This is a genomic window from Nitrospirae bacterium YQR-1, from assembly GCA_039908095.1.
GTDB lineage: Bacteria > Nitrospirota > Thermodesulfovibrionia > Thermodesulfovibrionales > Magnetobacteriaceae > Magnetomonas.
Genome location: JAMOBJ010000036.1, coordinates 1 through 14,255 on the forward strand (window position 1 = coordinate 1; position 14,255 = coordinate 14,255).

The 14,255-nt window shown below is 41.0% G+C and carries 17 protein-coding genes; 12 read left to right on the plus strand and 5 right to left on the minus strand.

Annotated features, from left to right (window positions below; all coding sequences use genetic code 11):
• The 7 genes from H7844_13835 to H7844_13865 all read left to right on the plus strand — a co-directional run.
• The coding region (locus tag H7844_13835; GenBank protein MEO5358360.1) for a hypothetical protein at positions 1 to 186 on the plus strand (186 nt) is incomplete at its 5' end.
• A gap of 357 nt (positions 187 to 543) precedes the next feature.
• A complete protein-coding gene (locus H7844_13840; GenBank protein ID MEO5358361.1) occupies positions 544 to 1,029 on the plus strand; it encodes a hypothetical protein in 486 nt (161 codons plus the stop codon).
• A 52-nt stretch (positions 1,030 to 1,081) separates the two neighbouring features.
• Positions 1,082 to 1,657, plus strand: coding sequence for a hypothetical protein (locus H7844_13845; GenBank protein ID MEO5358362.1), 576 nt, complete (start codon positions 1,082 to 1,084; stop codon positions 1,655 to 1,657).
• 52 nt (positions 1,658 to 1,709) lie between these two features.
• Entirely contained in the window at positions 1,710 to 1,964 is a 255-nt protein-coding gene (locus H7844_13850; protein ID MEO5358363.1) for a ribbon-helix-helix domain-containing protein, read from the plus strand.
• On the plus strand, positions 1,957 to 2,388 hold the full coding sequence (locus H7844_13855; protein MEO5358364.1) for a putative toxin-antitoxin system toxin component, PIN family: 432 nt from the start codon (positions 1,957 to 1,959) through the stop codon (positions 2,386 to 2,388). The genes H7844_13850 and H7844_13855 overlap by 8 nt, the downstream gene beginning before the upstream one ends.
• Positions 2,364 to 2,876, plus strand: a complete 513-nt coding sequence (locus H7844_13860; GenBank protein ID MEO5358365.1) for a Uma2 family endonuclease — start codon at positions 2,364 to 2,366, stop codon at positions 2,874 to 2,876. The genes H7844_13855 and H7844_13860 overlap by 25 nt, the downstream gene beginning before the upstream one ends.
• A gap of 115 nt (positions 2,877 to 2,991) precedes the next feature.
• A complete protein-coding gene (locus tag H7844_13865) occupies positions 2,992 to 3,651 on the plus strand; it encodes a class I SAM-dependent methyltransferase (protein ID MEO5358366.1) in 660 nt (219 codons plus the stop codon).
• Positions 3,652 to 3,710: 59 nt separating this feature from the next.
• Here H7844_13865 and H7844_13870 read toward each other — a convergent pair whose 3' ends face one another.
• The 4 genes from H7844_13870 to H7844_13885 form a co-directional block, all read right to left on the minus strand.
• Positions 3,711 to 4,046, minus strand: a complete 336-nt coding sequence (locus H7844_13870) for a BrnA antitoxin family protein (GenBank protein MEO5358367.1) — start codon at positions 4,044 to 4,046, stop codon at positions 3,711 to 3,713.
• Positions 4,009 to 4,275 carry a BrnT family toxin gene (locus H7844_13875; GenBank protein MEO5358368.1) on the minus strand — a complete coding sequence of 89 codons (267 nt, stop codon included), beginning with the start codon at positions 4,273 to 4,275 and terminating at the stop codon, positions 4,009 to 4,011. Before H7844_13875 ends, H7844_13870 begins: the two co-directional genes overlap by 38 nt.
• Before the next feature lie 139 nt (positions 4,276 to 4,414).
• A complete protein-coding gene (locus H7844_13880; protein MEO5358369.1) occupies positions 4,415 to 5,359 on the minus strand; it encodes a hypothetical protein in 945 nt (314 codons plus the stop codon).
• Positions 5,360 to 5,494: 135 nt separating this feature from the next.
• On the minus strand, positions 5,495 to 6,871 hold the full coding sequence (locus H7844_13885; GenBank protein MEO5358370.1) for an MBOAT family protein: 1,377 nt from the start codon (positions 6,869 to 6,871) through the stop codon (positions 5,495 to 5,497).
• A gap of 259 nt (positions 6,872 to 7,130) precedes the next feature.
• On the opposite strand from H7844_13885, the gene H7844_13890 reads away from it, so the two are divergent.
• From H7844_13890 to H7844_13900, 3 genes are all read left to right on the plus strand, one after another.
• Positions 7,131 to 9,152 carry a cobalamin-dependent protein gene (locus H7844_13890; GenBank protein ID MEO5358371.1) on the plus strand — a complete coding sequence of 674 codons (2,022 nt, stop codon included), beginning with the start codon at positions 7,131 to 7,133 and terminating at the stop codon, positions 9,150 to 9,152.
• A gap of 448 nt (positions 9,153 to 9,600) precedes the next feature.
• Positions 9,601 to 9,927 (plus strand): AbrB/MazE/SpoVT family DNA-binding domain-containing protein, encoded by a 327-nt coding sequence (locus H7844_13895; protein ID MEO5358372.1) that lies wholly within the window; start codon positions 9,601 to 9,603, stop codon positions 9,925 to 9,927.
• A gap of 8 nt (positions 9,928 to 9,935) precedes the next feature.
• Positions 9,936 to 10,340, plus strand: a complete 405-nt coding sequence (locus tag H7844_13900) for a putative toxin-antitoxin system toxin component, PIN family (protein ID MEO5358373.1) — start codon at positions 9,936 to 9,938, stop codon at positions 10,338 to 10,340.
• Between the two features lie 81 nt (positions 10,341 to 10,421).
• On the opposite strand, the gene H7844_13905 is transcribed toward H7844_13900, so the two are convergent.
• The gene (locus H7844_13905; protein MEO5358374.1) at positions 10,422 to 11,279 is read right to left on the minus strand and encodes a tyrosine-type recombinase/integrase; all 858 of its coding nucleotides are present in this window, start codon (positions 11,277 to 11,279) and stop codon (positions 10,422 to 10,424) included.
• A 408-nt stretch (positions 11,280 to 11,687) separates the two neighbouring features.
• On the opposite strand from H7844_13905, the gene H7844_13910 reads away from it, so the two are divergent.
• Together H7844_13910 and H7844_13915 are read left to right on the plus strand one after the other, a co-directional pair.
• Positions 11,688 to 12,587: an Rpn family recombination-promoting nuclease/putative transposase gene (locus H7844_13910; GenBank protein MEO5358375.1), complete on the plus strand. Its 900-nt coding sequence runs from the start codon at positions 11,688 to 11,690 to the stop codon at positions 12,585 to 12,587.
• 193 nt (positions 12,588 to 12,780) lie between these two features.
• Positions 12,781 to 14,220, plus strand: coding sequence for a B12-binding domain-containing radical SAM protein (locus H7844_13915; protein ID MEO5358376.1), 1,440 nt, complete (start codon positions 12,781 to 12,783; stop codon positions 14,218 to 14,220).
• The last annotated feature ends 35 nt before the right edge of the window (positions 14,221 to 14,255 follow it).

The window sequence follows — 14,255 nt, forward strand, 5'->3', positions numbered from 1 at the left end:
AACTTGGTATATTTGAAGAGATACGGAGGAAAACTTTTGAATATAGCCTGTTATGTAGTGGCTAAAAAAAGTTGGAGGAAAGATGGAAAAAAGAAAATACAGGGAGAATTATGTTCAAAAATATATAAAACGATGAAAATCCATATTGATTTTAGTATTGTTGATGAAAAAATAAACTTTTTATAGTGGAAAAAAATGGATAGCTCTGCTGTAATCTGAAATTTCTCCTCAAAAATCCATTTTGGGGGGGAACTCAATTTTCTATATCGGATTTCGGGATATCCTTTGGGATTGACAAGTACAGTTAAAGGTTTTTATAATACTGGAACGTCCACTGGAAGAACTTCCATAGAGAGGAGCAGGCAAAGTGTTTGGGCTTTTGGAAAGGTACAAAGATAAACAAAGGCAAAAGCAAGAGGAGCGGGAAGATTTAGAAAGAAGCAAAGCTCGTTGGCCGAGATTACAGCAGGAAAAGCAAAGGCTTTTAGTCTTCTTCAATGAAGACGGCACAATAAAATTAACTTTTTAAACATGATAGAAACTATGTCAACTTTAAAATTATCGGAAAACGAGAAAGCGCTTTTAGGGCAGCTGGCGCGATTCCATGCTATTCAGCCTATGCCCGAGGGGAGCGAAGAAGACTTTTATGGCACCATGTATTTTTTGCTTTCCAAGGGAGCTTCCTTGCATGAACTTTTGTCGGCTTATCAGGAAGGAAAAGATTCTGGAGACTATGGAACGTTTGTTCGGCTGGTCGGTGATAACCTATTGGGGACACCGGGATCAGCGACAGCAGGACAAATGGACCATCTTATTCCGGCACAAATAGAAATTACACATTTAATGATAAATGGTATTCTGAATAATCCAGAAAGCCGAAAATCAATTGAAGCTTTTCCCTGCTACAATGTGGACGAAATTCCTGCTATTTTTTTAAATAATGACTGGAGCGCCCTAAGGCCGCTTATCGTGACCAATAAAAGAAGCCTACCTTACCAAAGCCAACAAAGTCCCGCAGAGAATTTATGAGGAAGCGGCCAGCCACATCAAGAAAAAATATTTCCAAAGCAACAAAGGCGACTTGCCGGAATTTTTACAAAAGACCCTACAGGATTTTATAAAAGAGAAAATCAAAACCAGTAAGTCAATGCTAATTTGCCGTTATGCCATCGAGCGTTTAACTCTTTCCCCACTGAAAGAAAACACTTACTCTGCATTGATTGAAAAAAGAATTGGAGATGTAAATTTAATCATTACCACCTTTCAGACCGAACCCCCAAAAATCACCGATGAAGCTAAACAAATTTTCGACCCGATATTTAAATACATCCATGCCCCTTTATCTGTAACAACTTACAAAAATCAGCACCAAAAGGAAATCACCGCCCAACTTTACGAACATTTAAACATCCGAGCACTTACAAAGAACCTGCACAATACCGAAGGATTAATCAAAGACTTAACCCGCAGTAATTTGTGGAGGATGGAAGAGTTAAAGCCCGCTGAATTGGACAGGATGAGTGATTTAGAACTAATCAAGGCTTACTTTGGCGGTACTCCGCTTTATGACCTGTTCTTTGTAATGAATGTAGCCCGTGCACTATGCGGACTAACCCCATCGGGAAGCCCCACAGTACGAGCGCACCCCTTGAGTTAATAAATCCAACCTGCTATAGTATAGCTAAGTATTACTTTACTAATTGAGGTGTATGTTGAGAACAACCAAACTTGTCACCATTTCCATTATGCCCGAACTCTTAGAGCAGGCGGAAGCTATGGCTAAAGAGGAGCACAGAACCAAAAGCGAACTGTTTAGGGAAGCCTTAAGAAATTATCTTGAAGAAAGAGAATGGCAATACTTGAGTCGTTACGGCTATAAAAAAGCTCAAGAATTGGGCTTAAAAAACGAGGATGATGTAGCACGCTTAATCGAGGAATATAATAACGAACAGATAAATGCTTAAAGTCGTTTTTGATGCCAACATCATCATTTCCGCTCTTTGCTATCCCGAAAGTTTACCGGCGAAGGTTTTTAAGTTGGCCAGAAAACGGCAAGTGCTTAATTGTATTTCAGATGATATTTTAGCTGAAATCCAAAGGAATTTAGTAAAGAAATTCGCTTGGCAAGAGCAAGACGCATATAGAGCGCAAAGGTGGTTGTTATCTTTTTCCGAGTTAATTACACCCGGCAAACAAATTAAAGCTCTTGAGTATTTACCAGATAATAGGATATTAGAATGTGCCGTGGCCGGAGGAGTCCAAGCAATCGTTACCGGAAATATGTTAGAATATCTTGTCTCCTCTATGCCGGATTTCGGGTCATACCATCGACAAGCCCTCCTCTCAAATGATATAATATTTTTATGCAAACCATCGAAAGAGATTTAGACTTAACAGAAATAATCAATGGAGTGGAAGTTATGGGTTCAAGTCCGTTCAGAAAACACCAGGATGTTATCGGTAACTTAAACGAGATTATTAGACATCACGTAAAAACAAATAGACTAGGAAAGGTATATTTTTCACCGCTTGATGTAATTTTCGAGGAAGGGTTCAATCGGCTACAACCTGACATATTATTTATTAAAAAAGAAAATATGAATATTGGACAGGACTGGATTAGAGGCGTACCTGATATGGTTTGTGAGATAGTATCACCAGGCACATTCAGGAAGGATACAGAAGTCAAGAAGGCAATTTATGAAAAATACAGGGTGCCTGAAAATTGGATTGTTATACCCGAACTACAAACTGTCGAGGTTTTTACCATAGAAAACAATAAATACAAATTACACTCCATTGCAGAAATTGAAGGCACAGTTACTTCTAAAGTCATCGAAGGACTGCAAGTAAATATTAAAGATATTTTTGAGTAGTTCTATCAATGAACCAGGGCAATAGCATTTGAGCAGAAAATAATATTTCTCATGTATTTAGCGTTTCTTCTGTTTCTTCCTTTTTCTCTCTTTCTTACTTTATAATAGCGGCGGTATGGGAAGACTGTTGGAAATAGTAACGCCGCTTCACAGGGCTGTGGTGCGTGATTACATTGGGCGGATGTGTAACGAGAAGGTTCACTGTATGGAGGTGGCAAAGCGCTACGGCGCCGGCTACTGGGACGGGCACAGGAAGTACGGCTATGGCGGCTACCGCTATGACGGGCGGTGGGAGGTCGTGGCAAGAAAGCTGATTGAGATATATGGGTTAAAAGAGGGTGCACGGATTTTGGATGTTGGATGCGGAAAGGCATATTTATTATATGAATTAAAAAAGCTGCTGCCGGGGGCTGTGGTTACCGGGTTTGATGTGTCAGCTTATGCACTGGGTGACGCTAAAGAGGAAATCAGGGAAAATCTTTTTATCTACAAAGCACAGGACCCATACCCCTTTGGTAATAACGAGTTTGACCTTGTAATATCGCTGACAACCCTTCACAATCTTAAAGTGTTTGAGTTAAAGACGGCACTTGGTGAGATACAACGCGTTGGGAAAGAGAAGTATGTAGTGGTGGAGAGTTACCGCAGCGAGCAGGAGCTGTTTAACCTTCAGTGCTGGGCCCTCACGTGTGAGTCCTTTTTTGAGGTCTCCGAGTGGATATGGCTGTTTAATGAATTCGGCTACAGGGGCGATTACGAGTTTATCTATTTTTGAGCGGCTCCAATTGCAATCGGAAGTAAACACAGGCGGCTGGGAGAAAGTGACACCACCTGTTATCCCTTGTGGTGATGCTGCTCTCGCCATTGAACATAAGACCGCAAAACGGCATTGATGAGGGATTGGTAGTCTCTGCCGGTCTTACGGAAGTAGTCAAGTATGTCCTTGTCAATTCGCATGTTCAGAATGGCCTTAGGGTGCGGCAACTCTACTGTGACGTTATCCCAATCCATGACCATTTCAGCCTCATCAGAATCAGAGGCAACACAGGCTTCGATCTCCGCCTGTGTCATGCCGGCGGCCTTATACCAATCGGAAAGCGTCCCCTCACGCTCGACCAGCTTGCTTAATTCCTTATCCGTGTATTTGACGATATGCTCTTTCCTCACCATCGCGCGCTCTCCTGAAAGATATTATACGGCGGCGATCTTCCCGCCACATCCACACAACCGTGTAAAACTTCTCGCCAACAATGGCGATAGAAGCAAAACGGGACTCAGCATTTTTGAAGGCTGGCACATGAACCGCTTTTCGACCGTCAAACATCAGCCGCGCATCCCGAAAGTCGAGGCGATGTTTATCAAGGTTCTTTTGCCGTTTTGCTTCATCCCACTCAAACATAGCATATTATAAACAATTTGTCTATACATGTCAGGCCGGCATGGGGTGAAAGCAGTGGCCTTCATCATTTTCTCCAGTATATTAACGAGGAAAGACGTAACGAACATGCTTTATAAGACAACGATAGGGGTAATACAAACTACTGAGGAAGTGAAAAACCGGCCGTTAAATTATCCCTTACACATGCACCGGTTTTTTTAACACGGTACTTATCATTTGTCAGGTTATTGATTATATACAAGGCGGTAGCCCTGTCATGGTGAATAACGTCCTGGTAACGGTTCAGCTGCTCTGTAATGTTACGTTCGTTTTGGAAATCATATATCTCCACATTGTCATATGAGGATAATGTTGTGTTTATATAACATTTAAAGTCAAGAAATGTGTGATAGCTTTTGTTGTATTTTCTCTCCAGCAGCACAAATTCCAATATCGAGTACGGCGGATATATGATGATGAATTTGGTGTTACCGTGAGTCTTTATCATCTGAAGCAGATTAAACTCAAAACTTTGTCTCAGCACATCCATATTGTATGCGTTGTCATTGTAGAATTTATCCAGTTCATCACCCCTTGATGTGTATAGTTTTTTGTTAAAACTGTCAATAGCAGCCTCTGCATTAAACAGAGCCGGGGTAAAGGTTTCCATGCCGTCACCGTCACCGTAAAGGATCCTCTTGTAGTCTTTTTTAATGATTTGGGAAATAATAACGTCTAAACTCAAAAATAACATGTTTGAGTCCGTCAAGTACTTTATGGCCGAAAGATAAAAAGGGTCATAATAAAAGAACAGATTAGACCTGGTTACACGCAGTCTGTCAACCGTGCCGGAAAAGAAAAAATGATCTAATACATATACAATTCGTTTGATATCGCCCCTGACTTTAAATGCGTGGCCTAAGACCAGTTTATAGGAATGGGCTGTGCCGCCTGGATTATTAAGATGTACAAAGTTGTCGTTAAAAACCCGGTTAAGCCCCTTTGTGCTGTATAAGTCACTTACGGATGAGCCTATCAGTATGCTGTCGTAGTGATAATTTCGCAGCTTACCGTAAGCAAATAACGGGGTATATTCATGAACCATTTTAAAATTCCCCTCCGCGTGAAATATTCTCAAAGGATCTGTAAGATATGTCAGCAGCACGGTCAGTGAGAAAAACATCAGCAGAAACAAACACGACCTCAAAAGCCATTTTTTATATTTGGATGTTTCCATACTTTAGAAGTTAAAGTACAAAAACGGTTTTATGACACTTATATCACTATAGAGATATAAGAGAGAGACCAGCATCACTAATGAAAACAACAGTGAACTAACCACGGAGGGTTTAAAGTATCTGACAATATGATTGGTGTTGTTTATGGTTAGAACCATTGTTAATGAGATAAATATGAAGAAGAAATAGTATAAATAATGCTCCAAAAACAAACCGTTCAGTGCTACGGCAAACTCTTTGACGGAATTTATAACCATGGCCGCCACAGTGGCAATACCTGCCGTGGGGCCGCAGGCAAGGAGTTTTTTCAACTCATGAACCCCCGACATACCCCTTAACACATTAAATGCGCTATCCACACTCTTAGCCCTGAAAAACACCCACGCTATGTTGACAAAGTTAAACGTTAAAAACCACCCGATGTAGCCATTCATCCTAAGCCCTGATAACTGCCATGCCCGGTGAAGCACCATGGCGGCGCCGTGGAGCAGTCCCCATATGATAAAAGTCCAACCGGCTCCGTGCCATATGCCGCCGATTAAAAACACCACAAATATATTAACATACGTTGTAAGACGGCTTGCCCTGTTTCCACCCATTGGAATGTAAATATAATCCCTTAGAAACCTGGTTAACGTCATATGCCATGTTTTCCAAAATTGCTGAATATTGGATGCCTTATACGGAGATTCAAAGTTTATGGGTAAATGTATGTTAAACATCAAAGCCACACCACATGCCATATCGGTGTAACCCGAAAAATCATAATATAACTGCAACGTGTATGCCAGCGCTGTTGCCCACGCCGTTACAAGACTCAGTACATCCGGCTTGTCAAAACCATTGGCTGCCACTATCGCTAAAGTATCCGCAACTACAGTTTTTTTAAACAAACCACAAAAAAACAGTACCAGTCCTTTTACAATGTTTTCGTAATTGATCGTTTTGTTCTCTTTTGAGGCAAACTGCGGAAGCATCTCCTGCGGATACACTATCGGGCCTGCTATCAGTTTTGGGAAAAATGATATAAAAAGGGAATAATTTAAAAAACTCTCCGTGTGCTTATTATAATAGCAGTACGCAAGATATGATATCTGCTCAAAGGTGAAAAAACTGATTGCAAGCGGCAGTGCTATATTGGTTACCATTATGTTGGTGTTGAATAAAGTGTTTAAATTTGTAACCGCAAAGTATGTATATTTAAACACACACAGTGCCGCTACATTTATCACTATCCCTGTGGCTAAGAGAAGACGTCTGTGTGTATCCCGTTTCAGCAAAAACCCGATGGCGTAATTAACAACAATGGAACACACAATTACCCATATATATTGGACTTTCCACATGCTGTAGAACACTAAAGAGGCTATAACCAACATGACCTTTGCCGTCTCCGTAAGTCCCCTCTTATTCAGATAAAAATAGGATAAAAACACAACAGGCAAAAATATAAATATGTACGCAAAAGAGTTAAAAAGCATAGGGGGTTTATAGCATTTTCAGGGGCTGGAAGTCAATTTCCCCTATAAAGCGGCTCATTCAGGATTGCGTATTATCAGTATAGTTTAAAGCAGAGACTGTCATGCTCTGAAGGGGAATCCCCTTGACTTTACCCGCAGGCATGATGGAAAATACCGTGTGGCAATAAAGATTTCTTTTGCAGACCTGACACATACCAACAACGTAGTGGCAACAAACGCCATCCCTCTGGGTGTGGCAATGGTGGCTTCTTATGCTAAGAAAGTACTTGGAGATGAGATAGAGATTGAACTGTTTAAGTACCCTGATGATTTCAGCTCATACCTGCAAGACAGCCCCCCGGACATAGCATGTTTTTCCACCTTCTACTGGAATGTCTCTTTGGCAAATGCTTTTGCGCGGAGAATTAAAGCACACCGTCCGGACACTATAACAGTGTTTGGGGGGCCGAACTTTCCACGGCAAGAGGATGAACAAAGGGAGTTTCTGTTGAAATACCCTTACATTGATTTCTATGTTCAGGGTGAGGGAGAGCTGGCCTTTGTGGAAGTTTACAAGGTGCTAAAGGAAAACGGCTTTAAGGCTGAGCAGGTCAAACGTACCGGAGAGTCTGTCCCAAACACCGTATATCTAAACACAGATAATCATCTGGTGGCGGGGGAGCTTTTAGAGAGAATTAATGACCTTAACATTATTCCCTCCCCTTTTACGGAAGGGTTACTTGATAAGTTTTTCGATGAGTTTCTTACCCCTGTAATTCAAACAGTGCGCGGATGCCCCTATAGCTGCGGTTTTTGCACCGCCTCGGCCCCTTATTACAATAAGCTGCGCAGTTTTTCCAGGGAAAGAATCAACAGCGATTTAAGGTACATTGCCATGCGGGCAAAGGTGCCCGATCTTTGCATTGTTGATCTGAACTTCGGAATATTTAAAGGCGATCTGGATACTGCAAAGGAACTTGCACTTATTAAGAGCCAATATAATTGGCCGCGCAGTGTCAGCATACAATCGGCTAAAAACCAGAAAGAACGCATAATAGAGATAGCCAATCTCTTTGGTGATTCCATTAACCCGGGAGCCCCCGTGCAGAGCACTAATGATGACGTGCTGCGGAGTATTAAGCGTAAAAACATGTCTTTTGAGGATATTATCAAAATTGCTGAAACCTCCGAACTCCACGGAGCGGACAGCTTCTCGGAGCTGATTTTATGTCTGCCCGGAGACAGCAAAGAGGCCCACTTTAAGTCAGTCTTTGATATCTGCAGCACAGGGATAAAGTTGATTACCAGCCATCAGTATATGATGCTTTTAGGTACAGAGAGCGCTTCTAAAGAAAGCAGGCACCATTACGCTATTGAGTCAAAATTTCGTATCGTACCAAGGTGTTTCGGAATATATAAGCTCTATGGTGAGAGTTTCTCTATTGCCGAAATCGAGGAAATCTGCGTTGCAAATAAAACCATGCCTTATGAGGATTACAAGGAATGCCGGCGGCTGAATTTAACCATTGATATCTTTAACAACGGCGGTGTGTTTTCTGAGCTTATTCAATTTATTGCCTCTTTGGGGCTCTCACGTGCGGAATTTTTCAAACTTATATACGACAATCTTCATAATAACCCTCTTCTGCCGGACTTATATAATCAGTTCAGCGCCGAGGAGGAGGGAAACCTCTGGAGCCGGCTCTCAGAGGCTGAGTCCTTTGTTTGTGGAGACGGCGTTGTTGAGCGTTATATTGCCGGGGAGCTTGGAAACAACGAAATCTATAAGTACCGGACTACTTGTTTTGTTGATTACCTTGAGGCCATCAGCCGTCATGCCTTTGCAATGGCAAAGTTGTTATTACAAAAAAGCGGCGCCGACGAAAATTGTTTCCTCTATCTGGATGAGTTATACCGGTTCAACATGCTTGTGAAGTCGGATTTTCGCATAGCTAAACCACCTGCGGTTGAGCGTTTTTTGTTTGATTTTGTGCGCATGGAGGAGAGTCATTTCAGCGGTAATTTTATTGATTACTATCTGCCCAATGGAATAGATATTGAAATTTATCACAGCACAGAGCAGCGTGAGGAAATAGACGGGTATATAAAACAATTCGGCGGTTCAATTACAGAGCTGGGAAGACTGCGAAATCGGGTCCGTATCAATAATCTTTACAGAAAGGCGAGGTACCGGGTCTGACACAGTTCAGTTAACAGACCCTTTTATCAAAGAAAAATACTCTCAAGATTTCGCAACTCCGTCCTCGCATCACTCATAATATGCACCGCCCTGTTCGATAGCAAAGAACTATCAGTTATCCACCACAGAAAAGTGTGAGTATCCAGCAAAGCTCTCATTTATAGAAGGAATCAACTATATTGTCCGGCAATGGAGCGGTTAAATCTTCATGAAAAACAATTTTACCTTTAGCTGTATCAGGGATTCTGTTTGTGTGTCGGCCGGCTATAGGCACAAGCCGTGCAACCGGTGTACCTACTCCGGCTATTATTATCTCCTTTTATTTCAACTCCTTTACTCGTTTTTCTTACCTCTATGTCGTTTTTCGGGTATACTCTTGTTGTTTTAAAAAACCATTTGCTATACTAAAATCGTAACTTACTATTTTACTATGGAACTGGAGGCCACTATGCTTTGGCAAGTAAACAGCAACTTCCAAATAACTCTACCGATAGAGTTTAGGAAGAGGTTTAACATACACGAGGGAGATTTGTTGGAAGTAGTCGAAAACGAGGACGGGGTTATCGTTCGACCCGCAGACCCCGTAGAGATAGAATTTAGGAAAAAACAAGTAATTAAAAACTTGCACGAAATTTATGAGAAACTGGCCGATAACCCTTATGCTAACTTGCCGGAAGAGGAAGTAATGGAAATCGTCAATGAAAAAATTAGAGAAGTCAGGGAAGAGAAGAGAAAAGAAAGAGAAGCACAAGCGCAAGTTCAATCTATCTCTTAATTTTCTTAATGAGGGTTATTCTTGATTGTAATATTATTATTTCCGCCGGACTTAATGCCGGTATTTGTCGTGATTTAATTGACGAAGTTCTTTTGAAACATCAAATTTTTCTTTCACAAAAAATTATTGCGGAATACGACAGAGTTATTAAACGATTTGAGCTAAATTTAGCGGCTACTAAGATATTTAGTGAAACCATTCCGATAATTTTAGAAGTAGCTAAAACCATCGAACCATTGGAAAGTTCTTTTAATTTGATTGACCGTGATGACGAAATTTATCTTGCCACGGCTTTAGCGGCTAAAGTCGATGTGATCATCACTGGAAATAGAAAACATTTTCCTTTTGATGAGTACAAGGGAGTGAAGATTTTAAGCCCACGAGAGTTTTTAACATGGGTAAATACTCCGTAAATACGGCTTTCCATATTTACGGTTTTACGGTTTAACAACTCGATTTGGTAAAGAACCTACTCTTTTGACTGCAGCCTGCAATTAATCAAATATCCCTATGTCTTCACTAGCCGGTATGCCGTGATAATAAAAACGTAACGTAGTTGCGACATCAGCGTGTCCTAGGTACTTACTTGTCTGATCCGGTGTAAGACTTCTTTCGTCTTTAAGATACATCGCCATACTATGTCGTAAAGAATGCGGATGTATGAAGTAACCATGTCTCTCCGATTGTCTTTTTATCTCTTTATGCAGAGATATCCTGTTGTATGGAGTACCGTTTTTAGTCTCAAACAGATAAGTTTTTCCGGCAAATATCTCTCTGCAATTATCATACAGTTGTGAGGACATATAAACAGTCCGCTCTTTACCGCCTTTGCCTAATATTTTAATTGTCACTTTGCCGTTAGTCTTAACATCGGTAAATTTAATATTGATAAGTTCGCTTACTCTGCAGCCTGTCCAAAACAGTGCCCATAGAATAAGTTTTATTCTCTGTGTGGTTTTGCCGGTTAAATCCTTAATCTGCGCATAGGTAAGATATTCGTTATTATGGACGGCAGTTTCTATTACAGGTTTTTTAAAACTCTTAAACAATTGCTCTATGCCAAACCTTATGGGAAGATTATTTTCGTGCTCTTTGATGAGCCAGCCTTTAACGCCCTGCAGACGTAAGTTATAAGTTGCGGGTTTGATAGTCCCCTCTTTAAGGCGCTCTGTAAGACCCTGTATCCAGCTCATAACAAGCTCCGGAGTAATAGTGCCTTTCCCTTCAACATGCTGCAGAAAACTCTTTACGGCTTGTTTATAGGTCAGCTTAGAATTTTCTGCAAGGCGTCTGTTTTTAAAATCAATTTCGTAATCAAATTTTTGCTTTTGGATAGTGATTAAATCATTCATTTTATCCTCCTTTTATCCTGTCAAAAACCGGTCATTTTTAGTCATATATTATATTACAAAAGAATACTTATGTAATATATAGTTTATTATCCATACATTTTACAACGTGGAGCAATTTTCTGAAAGAAACCTTGACATTTTTAGCTACCTGAAGGCTACCACTTTTGAGGCGACAGGGGCTTATTCTTTCTTTTACCCGCTCAAAACGTGAAAGAACCATTTTTTAAAAATTTTACTTGACATCACGGTTGCTTTAGGGGAGACATCAAGGAGTTTTCGACGATGCCAACAAAGTTAATCGAATGAATGCAACTTGGTATTAGAGGAGCAAAATATATTATAATATAATCAATGTCTGGACCATACGATAAGATATTTAAAGAATGCTTTGGAGCGGTGCTGTTTGTATTGATTGGCGAAGTTTTAGAAATAAAAGCCTTAAAAGTAGCAGCATTAAATACTAAGCTTCAAATCACAGAGGAAAGGGATGCCGACTTTATACTTGACATTACACTACACGACGGCAGCTCTTTTATTCTTCATATTGAGTTTCAAGCTGCCAACGACAGCGATATGCCCTACCGAATGCTGAGGTACTGGCTTTTCATTACTCAAAAATACAAAAAGCCGGTAAGACAGGTTTTATTCTATGTTGGTAAAGAGCCGCTGAGAATGCCAAATTATATTAAAAACGAGAAAGTATCCTACGAATATGACATTATAGATTTCAGAAACATAGACTGCAAAAAATTTATGAATTCCGATTCGCCGCAAGAGATGATAATTGCAATCTTATGTAATTTTAAAGAAAAAGATGATACAATAGTAATCAAGAACCTGTTAAGCAGGATAAAGGAGAGCGTAAAAGGTAATTTAAGCCGCTCAAAATACATACGGCAGTTGGAGGTATTGTCCCAACTGAGGGATTTACAGGAAAAAGTATGTAAGGAGGTAAACGAAATGGCATTGGTATATGATATAGAACGTGATGTCAGGTACAGGCAAGGAATGGAAAAAGGCATAGAAAAGGGGATAGAAAAGGGGATAGAGAGGGGCATAGAGAAGGGCATAGAGAGGGGTATAGAGAGAGGACGTGAAGAGGGGATAGAAAGAGGAATGGAAAAGGGGCTGATCAAGGGCCTTCAGGAAGGAATCCAGTTAGCCATTGAACTCAAATTCGGCATAGACGGAATGTCTCTGATTAACATGATAGACCACATTGACAACTTAAAGAAGCTGGAACAAACTAAAGACTATATTAAAAAAGCGGCTTCTGTTGATGAGTTAAGAAATATGTTTGGGGTGTAGGCTGCCAAGGGGGCAAATCATAAGAATAAAAGCATTCCTTGTCTGCTGTAATCTGGAATTTCTGCTCTAAAACCACTTTTAACGAGATACAGGTTTTTCTATATCGGATTTCGGGCGCAATCGTTCCCTTGACTTTACCCGCAGTTAATAATTAGAATACCTACTGTTCTGAAAGAAAAACAGGGGTGAATACATGAGAGTTACATTGGTGGTACCGAATTTTCGTTGGGCTCAGTGGGATAAAAACACGCTTTGGCACTTTGTTCCATATAACCTGTGCCTGATTGCCTCTATGGTACAAGACATTTGTGATGTAAAAGTGGTGGATGCTAATGTGGAAAATATGCCGGAGAGCGATTTGCACTCTGTTTTGCTGGAGCAAAACCCTGATGTAGTGGGCATAACAGTGTTGATGGACCAGTACGGGCCCTCAGGACATGCAGCCGCCCGTGTTGTTAAATCCCTTAATAAGAATATTAAGACTGTTATAGGGGGCGTCTATGCCACTATGAATTCACAGACTATTATTGAGGACGAAAACATTGACTATGTAGTGATGGGTGAGGGTGAGTACGTTTTCAGGGATTTATTGGGGTATTTTATGGGTAAAAACAATATTCCTGAAAGAGGGATTGCATATAAGTTAAACGGAGCCGTTATAAACGGAGGGCACTCGGACTTTATTCAGAACCTGGATGCTTTGCCTTTACCGGCGTATCACCTGATAGATTATACAAAGTACTCAAATAAGGACTTTGTAACCAGAGACAGCATCGACTCTCCGCGGGACTTTCCCTTTGCCAGGGTGCTTACCTCAAGGGGGTGTCCTTACGGATGCTGCTTCTGTCAGGTAGAGTCTATTTCCGGGAAGAAGTTCAGACCCAGGTCGGCCCGGAGTGTTTTAAACGAGATCAAGTGGCTCAGGGAGTCTTTTAACGTTAAATCTTTTATCTTTGATGACGATAACCTCTATACGGATAAAAAGCGTGCAAAAGAGCTCTTTCGGGGTATGATAGAAGAGGGGCTCTCGATGCCCTGGTTGTCAATAGCCGTTGCCGTGTTCAGGTTGGATGAGGAAATGATTGACCTGATGTACAGAAGCGGATGCAAGTACTTAAACATTGCTATTGAGTCCGGTACTCAGAGAGTACTTAAGGAGATAATCAATAAACCGGTTGACTATGACCAGGCAAAGGCAATGGTAAAGAAGGTAAAAGAGTACGGGATATACATAGCGGCAAACTTCGTAGTAGGCTTTCCCACAGAAACATGGGATGAGATAAGGGAAACCATAAAGTTTGCCGAGGAGTTGGGGGTGGATTATGTAAAGATATTTGCCGCAATCCCCCTTCGTAATACAAGGCTTTGGGATTTAAGCGTTGAGACCGGAGCTCTGAAAAAAGACTTCAGCCATAGCGGAGTCCGTTGGAGCAACGGCCAGCTTGAAACTGATGACTTTACCGCCAACGATCTTACCATTCTCAGGGCATACGAATGGGACAGGATTAACTTTTCAACTCCCGCCAAGAGAAAGCGTGTTGCCGAGATGATGCGAATAACGGAGGAAGAACTACTTAAAATACGCAGGGATACTCTGAAAGCTGCAACCGCCTCGATGGTAACAACCTCCTAATCTCAAATGTTGAAGACGCCTCCAAAAACTATCAT

Excerpts from the sequence above, each read along its gene's own strand:
- H7844_13855 (MEO5358364.1), top strand. The coding sequence starts at position 1,957 with ATGCTTAAAGTCGTTTTTGATGCCAACATCATCATTTCCGCTCTTTGC.
- H7844_13870 (MEO5358367.1), bottom strand. The coding sequence starts at position 4,046 with ATGGTGAGGAAAGAGCATATCGTCAAATACACGGATAAGGAATTAAGC.
- H7844_13895 (MEO5358372.1), top strand. The coding sequence starts at position 9,601 with ATGCTTTGGCAAGTAAACAGCAACTTCCAAATAACTCTACCGATAGAG.
- H7844_13860 (MEO5358365.1), top strand. The coding sequence starts at position 2,364 with ATGCAAACCATCGAAAGAGATTTAGACTTAACAGAAATAATCAATGGA.
- H7844_13915 (MEO5358376.1), top strand. The coding sequence starts at position 12,781 with ATGAGAGTTACATTGGTGGTACCGAATTTTCGTTGGGCTCAGTGGGAT.
- H7844_13850 (MEO5358363.1), top strand. The coding sequence starts at position 1,710 with ATGTTGAGAACAACCAAACTTGTCACCATTTCCATTATGCCCGAACTC.
- H7844_13905 (MEO5358374.1), bottom strand. The coding sequence starts at position 11,279 with ATGAATGATTTAATCACTATCCAAAAGCAAAAATTTGATTACGAAATT.
- H7844_13840 (MEO5358361.1), top strand. The coding sequence starts at position 544 with ATGTCAACTTTAAAATTATCGGAAAACGAGAAAGCGCTTTTAGGGCAG.
- H7844_13880 (MEO5358369.1), bottom strand. The coding sequence starts at position 5,359 with ATGGTTCATGAATATACCCCGTTATTTGCTTACGGTAAGCTGCGAAAT.
- H7844_13875 (MEO5358368.1), bottom strand. The coding sequence starts at position 4,275 with ATGTTTGAGTGGGATGAAGCAAAACGGCAAAAGAACCTTGATAAACAT.
- H7844_13885 (MEO5358370.1), bottom strand. The coding sequence starts at position 6,871 with ATGTTGGTTATAGCCTCTTTAGTGTTCTACAGCATGTGGAAAGTCCAA.
- H7844_13865 (MEO5358366.1), top strand. The coding sequence starts at position 2,992 with ATGGGAAGACTGTTGGAAATAGTAACGCCGCTTCACAGGGCTGTGGTG.
- H7844_13900 (MEO5358373.1), top strand. The coding sequence starts at position 9,936 with ATGAGGGTTATTCTTGATTGTAATATTATTATTTCCGCCGGACTTAAT.